Here is an 18440-nt window from a genome sequence, read left to right on the forward strand (position 1 = left end):
AACTTTGCCCGTTCAGCTCAATCAAATGCTTTGTAATTTCGTTAGGTTTACGGTAGCTGTGATCGGCCAGACGGGCTGACAAAATTAATAGATTATTATTCAACGATGCGTACGAAATTTACCTGCCTCTTATTCTTTATATTTTCGGTTATTCTCATTTCGCCAGGGCATGCTCAAAATCCATGGTTTAAAATGGATACGACCACCGCACTTTCGGTGAATGCAAAAAAGTTGATCAATCCGTGGGCTGGTGGTTTGAATGCTGCACAGTATACAAAAATGGATCTGAACGGCGACGGCGTTGAAGATCTCATTGTTTTCGAGAGAACAAGCGGTAATATTTCTACGTTCCTTGCCGGTGTCGATCCGGAAAACGCGCAAAAAAAAGCCTGGGTACATGCTCCGGTTTATCAATATCGTTTTCCTAAAATCGACAACTGGATGATCCTCGCCGATTATGACAACGACGGTTATAAGGATCTTTTTACATTTACCCCACTTGGAATAAAGATTTATAAGCAGATGCAGGATGGCGGAATCTGGTCGTGGAAGCTTATTAAAGATGGATTATATACGGAGGGTTTTTCTGGTTTAGTAAATTTGCAGGTTTCCAGCCAGGATATTCCTGGTATTGTTGATCTTGATAATGACGGAGATCTGGACGTAATTACCTTTGACTCGCAAGGCGCATACATAGAATTTCACCAGAACATGAGCATGGAGCGTTACAACGTTCCGGACAGTTTAGTTTACAAAAGAAATGGAAATTGCTGGGGTAATTTCCACAAAGGTAATGGTGAGGATTTTGTGTTGGGCGAAGACTGCGGCGTTGTCAATAATTCACCTAGACGGGTTATGCACGCCGGCAATTCTATTTTGCTCCACGACTTTGACGGTGATGGAAAAAAAGATCTGATCATCGGTCACGTGAGCAATGACCATATCTCATTTTTAAAAAATACCGGCGAAAACCTTATTGCTAATTTTACGAGTTATACGCATAATTATCCCACAGTTGATCCAATATCGTTTTATATATTCCCATCCGCGTACTACGAAGATGTAGATTTTGACGGCATAAAGGATTTGATCGCTGCGCCAAATGTGCCGAACAATGACGGAAATCTGATGAACTACCAATCGTCAAACTGGTTATATCATAATGCTGGTACAAGTGACAATGCCAGTTTTAGTCTTGTCCAAAAGAACTTTCTTCAGGATCAAATGCTCGATGTAGGTGAAAATGCCGCACCTTCGTTTTTCGATGTTGATGGCGACGGAGATCTGGATATGGTCGTGGGAGCCGGTGGAACACGGGATGGAAATAATTTTCGCGGGCGTTTTTGGCTGCTTAGAAATGTAGGGGATCGGTTAAATCCAGTTTACGAAATTGCTTCTGATAATTACCTGAATATTCCGGCGGCTTTGGATTTGTATAACATAAAACCGCAATGGGCAGATTTTAATGGTGACGGTGTTCCTGATCTTGGTTTTGCAGGAACAACAATTCGTGGTTTGGCATATTATTATATTCCGAACAAGGCAGCGAAGGGACAAGCAGTTCAACTGAATGTTGCCGAAATGGTTGCGATCGCTATGCCTGCGCAATCCCAAATTGCAGATTATCCGCTTTTTTATGATGTAGATAACGATGGAGATCTGGATTTGCTGGTGGGGAAACCGCAGGGAAATGTTAATTATTATAAAAATACAGGTACAAATTCACAATTTTCCTTACAGCTGGAAACCGAAGCTTTTGCCGGAATCACGCCGAATTATGAAGGAAGAAATGTTCAGTTGTCTGTTGCAGACATTGATCTTGACGGCAAGCAAGATCTGGTGACGGTAGACTTTTCCGGGAAATTAAGAATTTTTCACTCAGCAGAGTTCGGCAGTTGGACGGAGCGGGAAAGTTCGCTGATTGATTATAACGGCATAGGCGCCTCGTCACTTTTTGGAGCTTATTTATATGCAGCAATTGGAGATTATAATGGTGATGGAAAACCGGATATCGCCATTGGTAACGGAGCGGGAGGTTTAATACTGCTTCAAAATAAATTGAATATAACCATTACACCCGTTGAACCGCCAATTGAACAAAGCGTAAAAGTATATCCAAATCCGGCCAGAGAATTTGTAAAAGTGCTCTCTACACAAAACGCAACTGTTACAGTATTTTCTGTTAATGGTATCATGATTCAGAAAGATGTACCCGTCAGAGCGAACCAGGAAAAAGAGATTTCGACGTCAAAATGGATACCCGGCTTATATCTTCTGGAATTCAATACCGGCTCGGCAAGCGTGGTCAGGAAGATTGTTATTCAGTAACAGATCTGTTTCAATGATCAATGCTGCGTTGAATTAATTCTAAAAAATAATCAAAAATTATAAATATTGGTTTTTTTAAGTAAATACTTAATCTCAGGTACTTACCCTACTGCAACCGCGGAATTATTTAAAACTTAATTCGAAAAACCTTATTTGAAGCAGTACGGTACAGGATGCGCTAATTCCTTATGGATAGCAATTTACCGGTTAAATGAATGATATAGTTCGCGTTATACATTCATTGACCATAAAAACATTAAATTCCTGTAACCTCATGCAAGCACTTCTTGGTGTAATTTTTCATTTTATTGGTGGCTTTGCTTCCGGCAGTTTTTATATTCCTTACAAAAAAGTAAAAGGTTGGGCCTGGGAAACTTACTGGATTGTCGGTGGGTTATTTTCCTGGCTGATCGTTCCTCCGCTTGCTGCATATCTTACCATTCCGGGTTATATGGACATCATTGCCCATACCGATGGTGGTATTTTATTTCTTACCTATTTCTTCGGCGTGCTTTGGGGAATCGGCGGTTTGACTTATGGATTGGGTGTCCGTTATCTGGGGGTATCGCTGGGTAGTTCAATTATTCTCGGACTTTGTTCCGTTTTCGGTGCACTGATTCCTTCCGTTTATTATTTATTTGAACCAACGCCTGGAAAGGATTCAATCAAAGATCTGATCAATAGTGATTGGGGACAAATGGTTTTGTTAGGTTTGCTTGTCTGCGTGATTGGAATTATCATTTGCGGAAAAGCTGGTGCCATGAAAGACAACGACTTGAAAAAAAGTGGTATCGTTTCTGATGGTAATACTGAATTTAAGATCGGTTTAGGGTTAACCGTTTCCATCATTTCAGGTATACTGAGTGCTTGTTTTGCCTTTGGTATAGATGCCGGAAAAGTCATGGCAGACGAAGCGAATACGATCTGGCAGGCGTCAAATCCTGGACAAGGAAATTTCCTTTTCCAAAATAATGTAACCTATATTATTATCCTTTTAGGCGGTTTAACTACAAATTTTATCTGGTGTATGCTGCTGAATGCGCGCAATAAGACGTTCAGTAATTATACGGATAAAAGTACGCCGCTCCTGTCAAACTATATCTTTTCAGCCCTGGCCGGAACGACCTGGTTTTTGCAATTTTTCTTTTACGGAATGGGTGAAAGCAAATTAGGTAATGGACCAAGCTCCTGGATTCTGCATATGGCATTTATCATTTTGATTGCAAACACCTGGGGCCTTGTTTTAAATGAATGGAAAGGGGTTACAAAGAAAACGTTAAACACAATTATTGCAGGAATTTTGGTTATCGTTTTATCTGTATTGATTGTCGGATACGGAAATTATCTGCACGAGTGATTTTTTGTTATTGAAAACTACAGGAGAAAATGGACCGGCCAGGAAGTACCTTTGGGTATAACCTGGCCATTTTTGCAAATTGTCACCAGTGCTTTTAGTTATTCAATATTTCTTAATTTAGGATTGTCTTTTCAGGTATAATTTTAGTGCATAATACTTATGTAAACGAACCAAATGCTGAATAGCTATGAAAATGAAATTTGAAAAGTATATCAGTTTGTTTTGTTTGACAACAATATTTATTCTTGGAGCATCCGCCTCATTTGCCCAGAAGAACGCAAGGCCAACGAGTTTCGAGAAACATGTGGTCACAACCGACTTTATTGCAGAGGGTGCTGCTATCGGGGATGTTAACAAAGACGGGAAAAAGGATATTCTTTCCGGTGCTTTCTGGTTCGAAGCACCCAAATGGACAAAGCATGAAATTATGCCGCCAAAAACTTTTTCATGGAAAGACGGTTACAGCGATTCGTTTTTAGATTTCAGCGCAGATGTGAACCAGGATGGATGGGTTGATCTGATACGTATCGACATTGCTGCAAAACCTGCGGTATGGTATGAAAATCCGAAGGGGAAACCGGGGCACTGGGTTGCCCGCCAGATTTATCCGTCTATCGGAAATGAATCGCCTATGTTTGTTGATATTGACGGCGATGGACGTCTGGATTTGCTGGCGAACGATCCTGAGAGCAAACAAGTAATATGGTTGAGCCCGCCCAGAAAAAAAGGAAGTTATGAATGGGAGAAATATATAATCAGCAGCGACCCGGAACTCGCAACGCACATGTATACGCACGGGCTTGGCTATGGTGATATCAACGGAGACGGCAAATCGGATGTGCTCGTGAAAAATGGCTGGTGGGAGGGTACGGGAAATCCCAAAACCCGGGACTGGAAATTTCATCCTACTAATTTGAGTCAGGATTGCGCACAAATGTATGTTTACGATGTTAATAAGGATGGTTTAAATGATGTGCTTAGTTCGTCAGCACATAATTACGGCGTTTGGTGGCATGAGCAGGGAAAAGATGAGCAGGGAAATACTATCTGGACTGAACATGAAATTGGCAGAGAATTTTCTCAGTCGCATGGTTTGGGATTCAAGGATATGAACGGGGATGGTGTTCCAGATCTGATAACAGGAAAGCGCTGGTATGCCCACAATGGTGGTGACCCGGGTGCTCAGGATGCGTCACTGACCTATTGGTATGAATTAAAACCCGGCAAAAATCCAACATGGACTGCTCATCAGATCGACACAGAAGCGGGTGCTGGATTGCACGTTGAAGTTGAGGATATGAATAAAGATGGCTTACCGGATATTGTTGTAGGAAATAAAAAGGGTGTTCATTATTTTGAGAATCGAAGTACAAAATAATTTCAAATCGTCGCCAGTTACACACTTTCAATTCCATATTCATGAAATTCGGTATTAATACCTATCTGTTTTCCTCTCCATTTACGAACGAGAGTGTGAGTTTTTTCCCAAAGTTTAAAGAATGGGGTTTTGATTTTGTAGAAATTGCAGTTGAAGATCCGGCTAACTTCGATCCGGTTTTGATCAGAAAAGCATTAGATGATAACGGACTCGAATGCCGTTCCGTTTGTGCCGCAACCGGCCCTGGCCGCGATTTGCGTGGAAACCGGAAGGAGCAGGTTGTTTCCCTGGAATACATAAAGAAGTTGATTGATATTGCTCCGATTTTAGGAAGTTCTCTCGTCGCCGGCCCGATTTACTCAGCAGTTGGAAGAGCTGAACTGGTATCCGAAGACGAGCATAGAAAACAATGGCTCACGGTTGTAAAACATTTAAAATCGCTTTGCGACGAAGCTGAAAAACAGCAGATAAGGTTGGCTATTGAGCCCTTGAACCGCTACGAAACAGATTTTATTAATACCTGCGAGCAGGCGATGAATCTGATAAAAGATGTCGACTCTGGTTCGCTTTATGTCCATCTTGATTCTTTTCACATGAATCTCGAAGAAAAAGATCCGGCTCTGGCAATTATAAGAGCAGGAAAAAAACTGGCACTTCTTCACGCATCTGGTAGCGACCGGGGTACCCCTGGCGGCGACCAGATCAACTGGGAAAGAATTTTTGTCGCGCTCGATAAAATTGATTACTTGGGTGATATCGTCATAGAATCTTTTACACCAGACGTAAAAATTATCGCCAAAGCAGCATCCATCTGGCGCAAGATTGAACCATCCAAAGAGTCAATCGCGACCGAAGGTCTGAAATTCCTCAAATCATTAAACTTATAATTTTTTACCATCTAAGACATATAAGACAACCTAAGATTATACTGCAATACTAAGGTTATCTTATATGTCTTAGATGGTAGATAAAACAAAACCTCACAAATGTTTTTCAGAAACAGAAGAATTTAAAATCTTGCATTATGTAGTCGTTTCTCCCGAATCCCAAATTGCTAAAAATTTTTAGGAAAATATTTGCACCGGAATTTTTTCTGTCACAACTTTACCTATCGAATTAGTAGATTTATAAAGAACGAAGGGAGAGGTTAGGCTCAATGATCTTCTGGCAACCTATGACTCATAAGGTGCCCCAACCTAATTCTAATGATAAATCTTTAGAATCCACTGAAACAAAATACCAATAAGTTTTCAACAGATTTCCCTGTTGAGAATAAACAGACCTACAAATGGTTAAATTATTCGACTTTTGTCTAGTTAGATGGTAGAGAATATATATTAAAAGTTTATAGATTAAATTTAAATGTATGAAATTCAATAATTTATTATTTATACTGACAGTATCAGTTTTGTTTTCGGGAGTATCTGTAAAATCTCAGGCGCAAAATAAGCCGGTTAAGGAAGGCATTTGGCGGGGCGTATTTAAAATAGGTGAGTTGGATGTACCCTTCAATTTTGAAGTCAAAAAAAAGCAGGGTAATGAGCTTGTTGTAACGGCTGTCAACGGGGATCGACGAGATGATTTCAACGCAAAATACATCACTCCGGATTCACTTCTGGTTACGTTGAATACTTTCGAGGCTGGACTTTTTGCCAAGATAGAAAATGACGGAAGTTTAACTGGTGTCCACAAAAGTCTGGTACCTGGTGCTGGCCGGGTAATTCCGTTTATAGCAAAGGCGGGACAAGCATACCGTTTTATTGAACCGGGAAAAGAGATAAAACCAACAGCTGATATTAGCGGGAAATGGCTGATAAAAATTCAAGGTGATAAGCCGACGGCTGACCGCGTAGCTGTTTTTGAGCAGAAGGGGAATAAACTGAACGGTATCATTCTTTCAATCACAGGTGACAGCCGCGAGTTGCAGGGGAATGTTCAGGGCGATGAATTTGTACTTTCCGGATATACTGGTTCTGGTCCTTCTTATGTTAAAGGAAAAATCATTGACGGAAAAACAATTGAAGGAGCGATTGGAGCAAGCGCAACACCGACTAAATTCAGCGGTACCAAAGATGACAATGCAGCGCTTGCTGATGCGTACGCACTGACTTTTTTGAAGCCGGGTTATGACAAACTGGACTTTACGTTTCCGGATCTGAACGGAAATCAGGTTTCTCTTAGTGACGAAAAATACAAAGGGAAGGTGGTGATTATTGAATTGCTTGGAACATGGTGTCCGAATTGTATTGATCAGGTCCAGTTTATGGCACCCTGGTATAAAGAAAATAAACACCTTGGCGTTGAGGCAATCGGTCTGGCTTTTGAAGCAAAAGACGATCTTGAATTTGCGAAAAAGACCTTGACGAAATTAAAAAACCGCTACGACATTCAGTACGATTTGCTTTTTGCTGGTAAAGCAGACAAAGAGGTCGTAGCACAAAAACTGGTTGCTTTGAAAGAATTTTTAGCTTTTCCAACGACGATCATCGTGGGTCGTGACGGTAAGGTAAAAGAAATTCACACCGGATTTTCGGGAAAAGGGACGGGCCAATTTTATAATGACTATGTAAAAAAATGGAATGCAGATCTTGCTAAACTTATTGCTGAGCCGCTTCCTTGATAAATACTCAAGTTAAATCTTCAAACTAAAAACCTTACTATGGAAATTTACTCTGATAGCGCTGCGACAACCGCCATTGATCCTGAGGTAATTGAAACAATGCTGCCTTTTTTGACAACAAATTTTGGGAATCCTTCGTCAAGTCACTGGGCTGGGCGTAAGGTCAGGGAAGCGATAGATCAGTCGCGCAAGAAAATTGCCAAGTTGCTGAATGTTACACCCGAAGAAATATTTTTTGTTTCCGGCGCTACGGAGGGGAATAATCTTGCTTTGTCAGAATCGATCAGAGAATATGGTTTAAACCATGCAATTACCAGTAAAATCGAACACAAAGCAGTTTTAGAGCCGCTTCTCAGACATGAAAGAGAAGGTGATATTGAGATTAGTTATGTGAAACTGGACAAAAAAGGAAATGTTGATCTTGAACATCTGGAAAGGCTGCTAGATGCTAACCCTCAATCCTTGATCAGCTTAATGCACGGAAATAACGAGATTGGAAATCTTACTGATATTCAGGTAATAAGCAGATTAGCAAAAAAATACAATGCTGTTTTCCACACGGACACGACACAGACAATTGGTAAAGTTCAATTGAATCTGAGCGAGTTCCCAGTCGATTTTTTGGTCGGATCTGCTCATAAGTTTCATGGACCAAAAGGAGTGGGATTTATTTTCATTAATATGAGGCATAAGTTAAAGCCCCGGATTCTGGGCGGCGGTCAGGAAAACGGACAAAGAGGCGGAACGGAAAACGTTATCGGCATAGTGGGTTTGGCAAAAGCGCTGGAAATTGCATACCGCGATTTTGACCTGATTAAGGAAAAAACCTCAGCTTTAAAAAGGCGTTTTATCTCCGAAATCGAAAATAGCGGGATTGAGAATGTTGGTTACAATGGCGAAAGCAGATCGGAAACCAAAAGTCTTGGCTCTATTGTAAATGTATCATTTCCCTGTCTTCAATCAGGCAGTCTTGTCAGTAAGCTTGATCAGTTCGGTATCGCAGTGTCCGGCGGAAGCGCCTGTTCGAATCTTGGAAATGGCGGATCACACGTGATCAGGGCAATTAATAACGAAGCAGATAAGGAAAATGTGCGTTTTTCTTTTAGCAAATTTAATACGGCTGAGGAAGTTGAGCATATCGTGCAGACCATCGTGAATATCTACAATGCAGACTCAATACCTATTGAGCCAAATGTTTTGCATCAATCTTTCACCTGGATTCACTAATTGAGAATTATTTATCTTACACCAGTACCCAAATTATATGAAAAAAAATTTAGTTTATTTATTCCTGATCATGTTTGTCGGGCAAATAAATAGTGCCTTCGCTCAGAATATCCCGGTGACAGGAACGGTTACTTCGCAGACAGATAAGGAGGCTTTGCCGGGTGTTTCTATTTTAGTGAAAGGAACTTCCCGTGGGACGACGACAAATGTAGAGGGAACTTACAGTATCGAAACGGAAGTGGGCTCAACGCTTATTTTTTCTTTTATTGGTTTAAAAACGACGGAAGTTGTAGTGCCGGCAAATGGAAAACTGGACGTAGTTCTTGACAATGATAATACGATTTTGCAGGAAGTGGTGGTGACAGCTTTGGGTATCGCCAAAGAAAAAAAATCGCTGGGATATGCGGTGCAGGAATTAAAAACAAAAGATTTGGCGGAGGCGAGAGAAGGAAACCTGGTGAATGCATTGGCCGGAAAAATTGCCGGTGTAAATATTACCAGCAGCCAGGGAGGAATGGGTTCGTCAAGAATTGTGATACGCGGGGAAACCTCGATTGCCGGGAACAATCAACCGTTATTTGTAGTAGACGGAATTCCGGTTGACAACTCACAACTGGGCGCGGGAGCAAACGGATCACGTGATTTTGCAAATGCCATAGCAGATATCAATCCTGATAATATCGAATCTATCAGTGTTTTAAAAGGCCCAAATGCAGCTGCATTATACGGTTCACGCGCCTCAAACGGGGTTATTTTAATCAAAACGAAATCAGGGAAGTCTGCTCAGAAAGGGGTGGGCGTGACGTTAAATATTGGTTACACACTTGACAAGCTTCTGGTTTTACCAGAATATCAAAATCTTTTCGGGCAAGGAACCGGCGGACAGTTTTCCTATAAAGATGGAAAAGGTGGCGGAATTAATGATGCTACTGACGAAAGCTGGGGGCCAAAAATGGATGGTCGCCTGATACCGCAATTTTTCTCAAATGGTGAAGCTGTTCCTTTTGTAGCGCATCCGGACAACGTTAAAAATTTCTTTGAAACAGGTCATACAAGAACAACAGGCATATCGGTTTCTGGATCAAATGAAAAATTAGATTATCGTTTTTCATTCAACAACAGCAAACAAACCGGTGTTATTCCTAATACAGATATCTCCAAAAACGCTTTTGGGGTTAACACAACATACAGGCTTAACGATAAACTGACTTTATCAACGAGTGCGAATTTCGTTCGTACGGGTTCTGACAACTTACCCGGAACTTCTGGCCGGGGAAGTAGTGTGATGCTTCAATTTTTATGGTTCGGTCGTCAGGTTGACACGGAATTGCTGAAAGATTATAACAAAGGTGGATTCGATTACAACTGGAACCACAGCTATTACAGCAATCCTTATTTACTTCAATACGAAAATACAGTGCAGCAGCGCCGCGATAGATTTTTTGGTAACGTGAACCTGAACTACAAAATTACAGACTGGCTGACTGCAACCATTCGTACAGGAAATGACTATTACACAGACAGACGTAAATTTAAAGTTGCATACGGGACGAACGGAACACCATTTGGTTCGTATACGGAAGATGGTTACGCTGTAAATGAGAACAATACAGATTTTAATTTTAACCTGCACAAAGCCATCGGAGCTGATTTTGAAATTGACTGGTTAGTCGGCGGAAGCTTTCGATATAATTTTAACGAACAGAATTACCAGCAGGCACCAAAGCTGGCGGTTAGTAATTTATACACTTTAAATAACTCGCGCGATCCGTTAGTTTCTTATAATGTTTTGCGAAAACAAAAAGTTTACAGCGGATTTTCTTCGGCCCAGATCGGTTTCAGAAACTATGCTTTCCTGAATCTTACAGCGAGAAATGACTGGTCGTCGACGCTTCCGGCTGGAAATAATTCTTATTTCTATCCCTCAATTAATGCAAGTTTGGTACTTACCGATGCATTTAATATCAAAAGCAACGTACTGACATTTGCGAAAATCCGGGGTGGTTGGGCGGAAGTTGGAAAGGATACAGATCCTTATCAGCTGATCAATACTTATCCATTTAACCAGCCATATGGAAGCAGCCCTTTACTGACAGTTTCAGATGTGCTTTTAAACTCAAATCTGAAACCGGAAATTACCCGTTCTACGGAAGTAGGTTTAGATCTTGCTTTATTCAAAAACAGAGCTCGTCTTGATTTTAGCTACTACAATACGGATAGTTACAACCAGATACTTAAAGCGGATGTAAGCCCGACGACAGGTTACAAACAAAAACTTTTAAACGCTGGCCACATCAACAACCGCGGTTTTGAGGCGATGCTGAATATTAAACCAATTGAAACAGCTTCGGGATTCAAATGGGATGTAGGTATCAATTTTTCTAAAAACGTAAGCAAGGTAATTTCACTTGATGATGAAGGATTTTTGAATGACTATAAACTCGGATCCAATGGTTCGGCGACAGTTTACGCAAGTAAGGGGTTAGGTTATGGAGCTATTTTTGGAACGGCTTACACAAGAGATGCGACGGGAAATATTGTTATAGGCGCAAACGGATTACCGGTTCGGGACGCAAACCTGAAAGTTTTGGGACATTATACACCAAAATGGCTGGGCGGGATTACAAACTCTTTTTCGTTCAAAGGATTTAATTTGAGCGTGTTAATTGATACAAAACAAGGTGGGTCAATTTATTCAGCTACGAATGCAACCGGAAAATATACGGGTGTCTTGGTTCAGACACTGGAAGGGCGTGACGCGGCACATGGCGGTCTGACCTATTATTATCCTGGAAATAACAAATCAGGCGCGGCTGTTCAATTGGCTACGGGCGGAAGTGCGCCGGCGGGTGAAGCGGTATATGACGATGGAATTATTGCAAAAGGTGTGACTGCGGATGGAAAACCAAATGCTACAATTGTTTCCGCTGAACGTTATTATAAAGGCGTTTACAGTAACAGTGCCGGTATCAACGAAGCCAGTGTTTTAGACGCTTCTTTTATTAAACTGAGAGAAGTGAAACTTAGTTATGCTTTCCCGCAAAGCTGGGTTGGGAAATACAGTTTACAGAATGTGGTGCTCTCCGTATATGGTCGTAATCTGGCATTTTTGCAGAAAAAAGCGGATAATATCGATCCGGAAACTGCCTTTAATACAGGCAATACGGGACAAGGTTTGGAGTCATTGCAATTGCCGACCACCAGTTCTTACGGATTTAACTTGTCAATCGGATTTTAATTGCAGACGTCACAGTTCCATTTTTAATTACAGAAATAATGAATCATAAAAATATAATTTTCAGAAGCATTTTCACTTTGGCTCTTGCAGGATTCCTCGGTGCTTGCCAGGATGATCTTGAAGAAGTGAATAATAATCCAAACGAAGCAGTAATTGCTCAGCCGGAATATTTGCTTGCAAATGCTATTAAATCCAACGCTGATATAATTCTGGGGTCCGATGCTTCAATGGAAACCACAACTTTGTATGTGCAGCATTGGGCGAAAATCCAGTATACCGATCCTGATAAATACACGGCCAGCGTTACCAACATCCAGAATGTCTGGACGAACTTTTATTCGCTTGGACTTACTGATTTTGATAAGGTTATCAAGCTGGGCGAAGAATCCGGAAATGTGAATTATCAGGCTGTTGGTCTGATCTTGAAATCCTGGTCTTTTCAACTACTTACGGATCTTTATGGCGACATTCCTTACAGCCAGGCAGTTAAGATTGATCAATTTCTGACACCAAAATACGATGCGCAAAAAGAAGTCTATCTGGGTTTGCTGAATGATTTGAAGAAAGCCGGTGAGTTGATCAATACGAGTGGGAGTCCGATCAGCGGTGATTTGATTTATAACGGAAATCTTACAAGATGGAAAAAGTTTGCAAAATCGCTTCGTTTACGTATTGCTCTTCGTATTGCCGATAAAGAGCCGGCGGCTGCAAAAGCGGTAGTTGCAGAATTGGCTGCAAATCCAGCACTGCTGATCGCCAGCAATGATGAAATTGCACAGCTGGTTTATCTAAGCTCGCCAAATCAAAATCCGGTTTCAAGAGATCGCGAAACACGTGATGATTACAGAGTGAGCAAGTCGGTGGTTGATAAATTACTGGAATTGAAAGATCCGCGTTTGGCAATTTTTGCAAATAAAACGGTGGATGCTACTCCAAATAATTATGTTGGTGTAACCAACGGCTTGCCGGCAGATTCCGCGGCAAAACTTGGTTTTACAAAAACTTCCAAGCTTGGTGATTATTTCACAGCTCCAACTTCACCGGCAGTATTTTTAAGTTATTCAGAAGTGCTTTTCAATCTTGCGGAAGCAGCGCAACGTGGATTTATCACGGATGATGCAGCCACTTTATACAAAAATGCCATTACTGCTTCATTGCAGCAATTCAAAGTAAACAGCGGTGATATTGCCACGTATCTTGCCCAGCCTGCGGTTGAATACAATGCTGCCAATTATAAAAAATCAATAGGCGAGCAAAAATGGATTGCCTTATTTAGTCAGGGTCTGGAAGCGTATACTGAGTGGAGAAGACTGGATTATCCACAATTAAAACCAGCATACGCCGGTGTTTTGAACGGAAAATTCCCACTGCGTCTCACATACCCGACGGGCGAACAGGCACTCAACAGCGCTAATTATAAAGCGGCAGTGGCCAGTCAGGGGGAAGATAAATTGACAACCAGATTATGGTTTGATGTTCAGTAACTGCGATATTTTTTTCGTGTAATTATTTTTAAATGTTCTCTGTCGGAAGCCGCACTTCCGGCAGAGAACATTTTTTATTGGATTCCAGAACATACTTTGGGTACGATACCAGATTTATTTATGTTATTAATATATAAAACTAGTAGACTATATAGGATAATAGAAAAGAGTTTGTAAATTTGAATATTCAAACAGAGGAAAAGATTGAAACAATTGCTCAAACATCAATGGCTTTAAACTTCCTAATCAATGAAAAGCACATATCAAATAAAAATAGCTTACCGTAACAGTTTAAGCCTTCACAAGATTACCACGCTGATAGAATCTGTCAAAGGTGTTAAAATCAAACATCTGAATTTAATGAGTAAAGGAAAAGACACCGTCGGTGTTCTTACTGTTGAAGTTTCTCATTTAAATGAACTGGATTCTGTTGTAAGATTAATTCAAGCCAACCGCGAAGTGTCGGCCGTCGAAAAAGTATATCCAAATCCATTTGCGGCGTCGACTGAAATGTGGTGCACGCTCTGATATATCTTCTACCAAAATCTGACTATAATATTTTGACAGCCACCTTATAGTTGGATTCTTTCTTTGTCTGCTTACCTGAAATCTTAAATATCACTCTGCCATTTTTTTCGATTAATTTAAAAATTATCAAGATTTATCATTTTATGTAGTCAACTACATATATTTGTACATAAAATGATAAAGCGATGATCAGTAAACCAAATATTGAACCCGTCTACAATTTGTATTCTCAACAAATTGTAGACTTAATTATCCCGATTCAGCAGATTGAATTCGGCGTCCCGATCACATTGGCAGACCAGCCGGATTTGATGGATATTGAAAAAAACTACCACTCAACTGGCGGGAATTTTTGGGCAGCCTTTCACGAAAGGAAAGTTGTCGGCACGATTGCGTTAATTGCGATTGGCGATGGAAAAGGTGTTATCCGCAAGATGTTTGTCAATAAAGATTTTCGGGGAAAGGAATTTGGAATTGCCCAGAATCTGTTGAATGAGCTTATCGATTACAGTAATTCAAAGGGAATTACCGATCTGTATCTGGGAACCGTTGATATCCTGAAAGCAGCGATTCGTTTTTATGAAAGAAATGGATTTGTAGCAGTTGAAAAGAATAATCTTCCAGAGACATTTCCAATTATGTCTGCGGACAATGTTTTTTATCATCTTGAAATAAAATGAACAGTATCGATCAATCCGGAATTCTGGCACTTTCCACACGGCTGCAACGGATCAGCGACAGGCTGCGAAAGGATGGTTTTCAGATTTACAAAGAAAACGGTATCGATTTTGAGCCAAAGTGGTTTCCCGTTATCTATACTTTATATGAAAAAAACTGTCTGAGTGTTGGCGAAATTGCTTCCGAGATCGGTTATGCTCATCCGTCTACAATCAGCTTATTGAAAGAACTTGAAAAGCAAAAGTTGATTTTTTCTGTTAAGGACAAAACCGATGACAGGAAAAGGTTGATACAACTGACACCGAAAGCGGAAGATTTGATAGAAAAAATGAAACCGGTCTGGGGTATTATGGTTGAGGCTATGACGGATCTGACCGATACAAAAAATAACATAATGCTTGCGATCAATGAAGTGGAAGCAGCATTTAAAAAAATGAGTTTTCTGGAAAGAGCTTTAACAATTATGGAAAATAATAAATCAAGTTTAGCACCTGAAAACCTGAATGAGGTGCGAGTTGAAAAAATCACGAATCCGGAAGATCTGAAAACTGCGTTCGCAATACGCAGGCAGGTATTTGTGGTTGGGCAAAATGTGAATGCTGCGGCCGAAGAAGACGGAAATGACGAAGCCACGCATTTTCTTGCAAAAGTTAATGATCTTCCTGCGGGCACTGCACGCTGGCGGAAAACAAAGGATGGTTATAAGCTTGAACGATTTGCAGTGCTGAATGCGTACAGAGGCAGCGGGGTGGGGGGAGTTTTGGTTCAAGCCTTGCTAGCGGATTTGCCAAAAGGTTCAAGAACTTATCTTCATGCACAAATGCGGGCAGCTAAATTTTACGAAAAAAATGGCTTCTCTCCATTTGGAGAAACATTTGTTGAAGAAAATATTGAACATATTAAAATGGAGAGGCATATCTAACATGACCCTCAACCGGAAAAAATTGGTTAATTAGATAAAATCTGGTTGATTGGATTCCAAATAAATTTAATAAAAAGCGACAATTAAAAGCTGTGTATAAAATAATTCTGTGTGTTGACGTATATTAATATAGGTTCAATTGACAGGTTATCAGTCGTGTGGCCTATGAGCTCATTTATGCATGTTTAAAGGCTAAGTATTAGTCTCAGATCTTATTGAAATCGGCCTATTCTACTGAGATTTTTGGGGTAGAATTTAGTTAGCTCCTGCATAACATAAATTTGAACAAATTTATTCTCGTTGCTCTTTGATTACTTCTACGTTCAATAGTAACTAAAATCAGACAGAGCTTAAAATTGTAATAGAATAAAATCTACAATTAAATGTTGTCAGGGCTTTTTAATATACTGGTAATGAAGTAATTTTATTGTCTTGATTATTTGTTTAATAGAAATTTTTCAACAAAGTTCATAATCCTCATAAGGAATTTATGCTGAAGTGTTTTTCTGCCAGTTTTGCATCAACAAATTGTAAGGTCGGCAGGACCGTTATTATCGCTTTTCTTGCAATTTTTTTATATTCCTGTGACGATCAGGAGCGGAAGGATTCTGATCATATTGTTTATGTAGACAATATTCGGGAAGAGGCGAGCCGGATGATGGATAAAGGAGAGACGACGAGGGCGCTGGCCTTTTTTGATTCGGCATATCAGGCTATCGAAAATCCTGGTACGGGGGATGAAATCAGAAAATTTACTTTTAAAGGACAAAATTATTATAAGAAACTAAAAGATTACAATAGTGCGATAACCCAAATGGACAGCATTTTTCTCTTGCTGTCAAACGAGGATTTGAAGAAGGAATATATCCGGGATTATTCTACTGCACTTTTTCAAAAAGGTGACTTGTTATTTGAAATGAGGCGTTTTAACGATGCATATCAATATTATTATCGTGGAAAATTGATAGCCCAGACGATTCTTGATCCTTGTGCTGTAAGTGAATATACCTATCGGCTTGGTATGGTCAGTTTCAAGCAATCGAAGTTCAATGAATCGATTAACAATTTCAAGCAGTGTTTTGAACATTCTGCCTATTGTATCAAAGACTTTCCGAATTTTGCTTTAAGACAAGAATTGCTTTCTAACATTGCGCTGAGCTACGGCAAACTGGGAATGATTGATAGCTCATTGAATTACAGCTACAAAGCGCTCGCTTTTATAGCAGAGGGAAGTACAGAATATCCGGATAGAAAGGATTATGTTGATATGGCCAGAGCAGTGGTTTTCGGTAATCAGTCTGAGCAGTATTACAAAAAAGGTGATACGCTCACAGCCATTTCTTTATTGCAAAAGAGTATTGAGACAAATACCCGGAAAGGATTTGATCTGCCTGACGCTCAGATCGCAATGGCTAAACTGGGAGAAATTTATGTCGATTCGGACATGCTTTATGAGGCCTGCGAGATCGGAGAGCGATTAAAGGTGTCGCTGGATACGAGTTATAATCTGTTTGTTGACATCGGTTTTAATAAGTTAAACTGGAAGTATAACGACAAACTGCAAAAACCTGACGAAGCTTATGTATATCTTCAAAAGTATATCAGACTAAAAGATTCATTGGATCTGATGAATAAAAAGCTGGTCAGTGCCGATGTTGACAGGGAGTTTGAAAATATTGAACAGCAGTATAATTATTCGCTGCTAAGCAAGGCAAACGATTTGAAAAAAGGATATTTGTATATAGCGTTGATTTTTGCCGTTATGGCTTTGGTAATTCTTTTACTAATCTGGTACAACTGGCGAAATACGAAATCCAATATCGCGGCTTTGACCAAATTAAATAAGCAGATCATATTTCAAAACACGCAGCTTGGGCAAACGCTGGATGATTTAAGACAGAGCAATAGTGACAAAGATAAAATTCTTAAAATTGTAGCACATGATCTTCGTAATCCGTTAGGTGCAATCGTTTCCATTTCTTCTTTGCTTTTAGATGAAAATAATTTCACCGAAGAACAACGGGAATTAGGGAAAATGCTAAAAACGCTTGGTTTGCAATCCGTTGATATGATCAGCGATTTGTTGGCAGCGAATCTAAGTTACAGGGCTGAGGAAATGAAAATGGAATCAATCGACGTATCAGCCTTGGTGCAAGAATGCCTGGAACAATTGAAATTTAAGGCTGATGAAAAAGATCAAAAGCTGGAATTGGAGATCTGGAATGATGTCAAAATCATGGGTGATCGGGAAAAATTGTCGCGCGTTTTAAGTAACCTTGTGGTTAATGCGATAAAATTCAGCGATCTTAAAGCAACTGTCAAAGTTAAGATGCAAGTGAAAGATGAAAAGCTGGAGCTCGCAATTCTGGATCAGGGAATAGGGATCCCGGATAATCTGAAAGATAAAATATTCGACCCGTTCACGGAAGCCAAACGTGCAGGAACGTCCGGAGAACAACCATTCGGTCTGGGATTATCAATTTCCAGACAAATCGTTGAGGCGCACGGCGGCAGCATATGGTTTGAAAGTCAGGAAAATCAAGGGACGACCTTTTATATTGCGCTTCCATTAGTTCTGGATAGGCCGGATGTAGAAGAGAAATCGGCGCAGAAGGAATTGACATAATTCATATAGCTATAAATGAAAAATCCCCGGATGACCAAAGTCGTCCAGGGATTT

12 protein-coding genes and 1 riboswitch are annotated in these 18440 nt (G+C 40.3%); all 12 genes read left to right on the plus strand.

Translation table 11 applies throughout. The features are described 5' to 3' along the window. The first annotated feature begins 192 nt into the window (after nucleotides 1–192). The 12 genes from L0657_RS10255 to L0657_RS10315 all read left to right on the plus strand — a co-directional run bounded on the left by L0657_RS10255 (nucleotide 193) and on the right by L0657_RS10315 (nucleotide 18386). Nucleotides 193–2328: a T9SS type A sorting domain-containing protein gene (locus L0657_RS10255; protein ID WP_235150525.1), complete on the plus strand. Its 2136-nt coding sequence runs from the start codon at nucleotides 193–195 to the stop codon at nucleotides 2326–2328. Between the two features lie 274 nt (nucleotides 2329–2602). After that, the gene (rhaT, locus tag L0657_RS10260; RefSeq protein ID WP_235150526.1) at nucleotides 2603–3685 is read left to right on the plus strand and encodes an L-rhamnose/proton symporter RhaT; all 1083 of its coding nucleotides are present in this window, start codon (nucleotides 2603–2605) and stop codon (nucleotides 3683–3685) included. A 187-nt stretch (nucleotides 3686–3872) separates the two neighbouring features. Next, nucleotides 3873–5063, plus strand: a complete 1191-nt coding sequence (locus L0657_RS10265) for a VCBS repeat-containing protein (RefSeq protein WP_235150527.1) — start codon at nucleotides 3873–3875, stop codon at nucleotides 5061–5063. A 41-nt stretch (nucleotides 5064–5104) separates the two neighbouring features. Further along, nucleotides 5105–5950 (plus strand): sugar phosphate isomerase/epimerase, encoded by an 846-nt coding sequence (locus L0657_RS10270; RefSeq protein WP_235150528.1) that lies wholly within the window; start codon nucleotides 5105–5107, stop codon nucleotides 5948–5950. 235 nt (nucleotides 5951–6185) lie between these two features. Next, nucleotides 6186–6278: riboswitch (SAM riboswitch) on the plus strand. A gap of 151 nt (nucleotides 6279–6429) precedes the next feature. Continuing rightward, entirely contained in the window at nucleotides 6430–7683 is a 1254-nt protein-coding gene (locus L0657_RS10275) for a peroxiredoxin (protein WP_235150529.1), read from the plus strand. A 39-nt stretch (nucleotides 7684–7722) separates the two neighbouring features. After that, the gene (locus L0657_RS10280) at nucleotides 7723–8910 is read left to right on the plus strand and encodes a cysteine desulfurase family protein (protein WP_235150530.1); all 1188 of its coding nucleotides are present in this window, start codon (nucleotides 7723–7725) and stop codon (nucleotides 8908–8910) included. A gap of 37 nt (nucleotides 8911–8947) precedes the next feature. Beyond that, nucleotides 8948–12148, plus strand: coding sequence for a SusC/RagA family TonB-linked outer membrane protein (locus L0657_RS10285; RefSeq protein ID WP_235150531.1), 3201 nt, complete (start codon nucleotides 8948–8950; stop codon nucleotides 12146–12148). A 38-nt stretch (nucleotides 12149–12186) separates the two neighbouring features. Further along, nucleotides 12187–13632, plus strand: coding sequence for a SusD/RagB family nutrient-binding outer membrane lipoprotein (locus tag L0657_RS10290; RefSeq protein WP_235150532.1), 1446 nt, complete (start codon nucleotides 12187–12189; stop codon nucleotides 13630–13632). Between the two features lie 249 nt (nucleotides 13633–13881). Next, nucleotides 13882–14160 (plus strand): ACT domain-containing protein, encoded by a 279-nt coding sequence (locus L0657_RS10295; RefSeq protein ID WP_235150533.1) that lies wholly within the window; start codon nucleotides 13882–13884, stop codon nucleotides 14158–14160. 185 nt (nucleotides 14161–14345) lie between these two features. After that, complete coding sequence (locus L0657_RS10300; RefSeq protein WP_235150534.1) at nucleotides 14346–14840, plus strand: GNAT family N-acetyltransferase; 495 nt, start codon at nucleotides 14346–14348, stop codon at nucleotides 14838–14840. Next, the gene (locus tag L0657_RS28050) at nucleotides 14837–15760 is read left to right on the plus strand and encodes a GNAT family N-acetyltransferase (protein ID WP_310588277.1); all 924 of its coding nucleotides are present in this window, start codon (nucleotides 14837–14839) and stop codon (nucleotides 15758–15760) included. Before L0657_RS10300 ends, L0657_RS28050 begins: the two co-directional genes overlap by 4 nt. Before the next feature lie 490 nt (nucleotides 15761–16250). Further along, the gene (locus tag L0657_RS10315; protein WP_235150535.1) at nucleotides 16251–18386 is read left to right on the plus strand and encodes a HAMP domain-containing sensor histidine kinase; all 2136 of its coding nucleotides are present in this window, start codon (nucleotides 16251–16253) and stop codon (nucleotides 18384–18386) included. The last annotated feature ends 54 nt before the right edge of the window (nucleotides 18387–18440 follow it).

The organism is Dyadobacter sp. CY345, from assembly GCF_021502725.1.
GTDB lineage: Bacteria > Bacteroidota > Bacteroidia > Cytophagales > Spirosomataceae > Dyadobacter.

Bases quoted from the DNA above. Each gene is read 5' to 3' on its own strand.
- L0657_RS10255 (WP_235150525.1), top strand. From the start codon at position 193: ATGGATACGACCACCGCACTTTCGGTGAATGCAAAAAAGTTGATCAAT.
- rhaT (WP_235150526.1), top strand. From the start codon at position 2,603: ATGCAAGCACTTCTTGGTGTAATTTTTCATTTTATTGGTGGCTTTGCT.
- L0657_RS10265 (WP_235150527.1), top strand. From the start codon at position 3,873: ATGAAAATGAAATTTGAAAAGTATATCAGTTTGTTTTGTTTGACAACA.
- L0657_RS10270 (WP_235150528.1), top strand. From the start codon at position 5,105: ATGAAATTCGGTATTAATACCTATCTGTTTTCCTCTCCATTTACGAAC.
- L0657_RS10275 (WP_235150529.1), top strand. From the start codon at position 6,430: ATGAAATTCAATAATTTATTATTTATACTGACAGTATCAGTTTTGTTT.
- L0657_RS10280 (WP_235150530.1), top strand. From the start codon at position 7,723: ATGGAAATTTACTCTGATAGCGCTGCGACAACCGCCATTGATCCTGAG.
- L0657_RS10285 (WP_235150531.1), top strand. From the start codon at position 8,948: ATGAAAAAAAATTTAGTTTATTTATTCCTGATCATGTTTGTCGGGCAA.
- L0657_RS10290 (WP_235150532.1), top strand. From the start codon at position 12,187: ATGAATCATAAAAATATAATTTTCAGAAGCATTTTCACTTTGGCTCTT.
- L0657_RS10295 (WP_235150533.1), top strand. From the start codon at position 13,882: ATGAAAAGCACATATCAAATAAAAATAGCTTACCGTAACAGTTTAAGC.
- L0657_RS10300 (WP_235150534.1), top strand. From the start codon at position 14,346: ATGATCAGTAAACCAAATATTGAACCCGTCTACAATTTGTATTCTCAA.
- L0657_RS28050 (WP_310588277.1), top strand. From the start codon at position 14,837: ATGAACAGTATCGATCAATCCGGAATTCTGGCACTTTCCACACGGCTG.
- L0657_RS10315 (WP_235150535.1), top strand. From the start codon at position 16,251: ATGCTGAAGTGTTTTTCTGCCAGTTTTGCATCAACAAATTGTAAGGTC.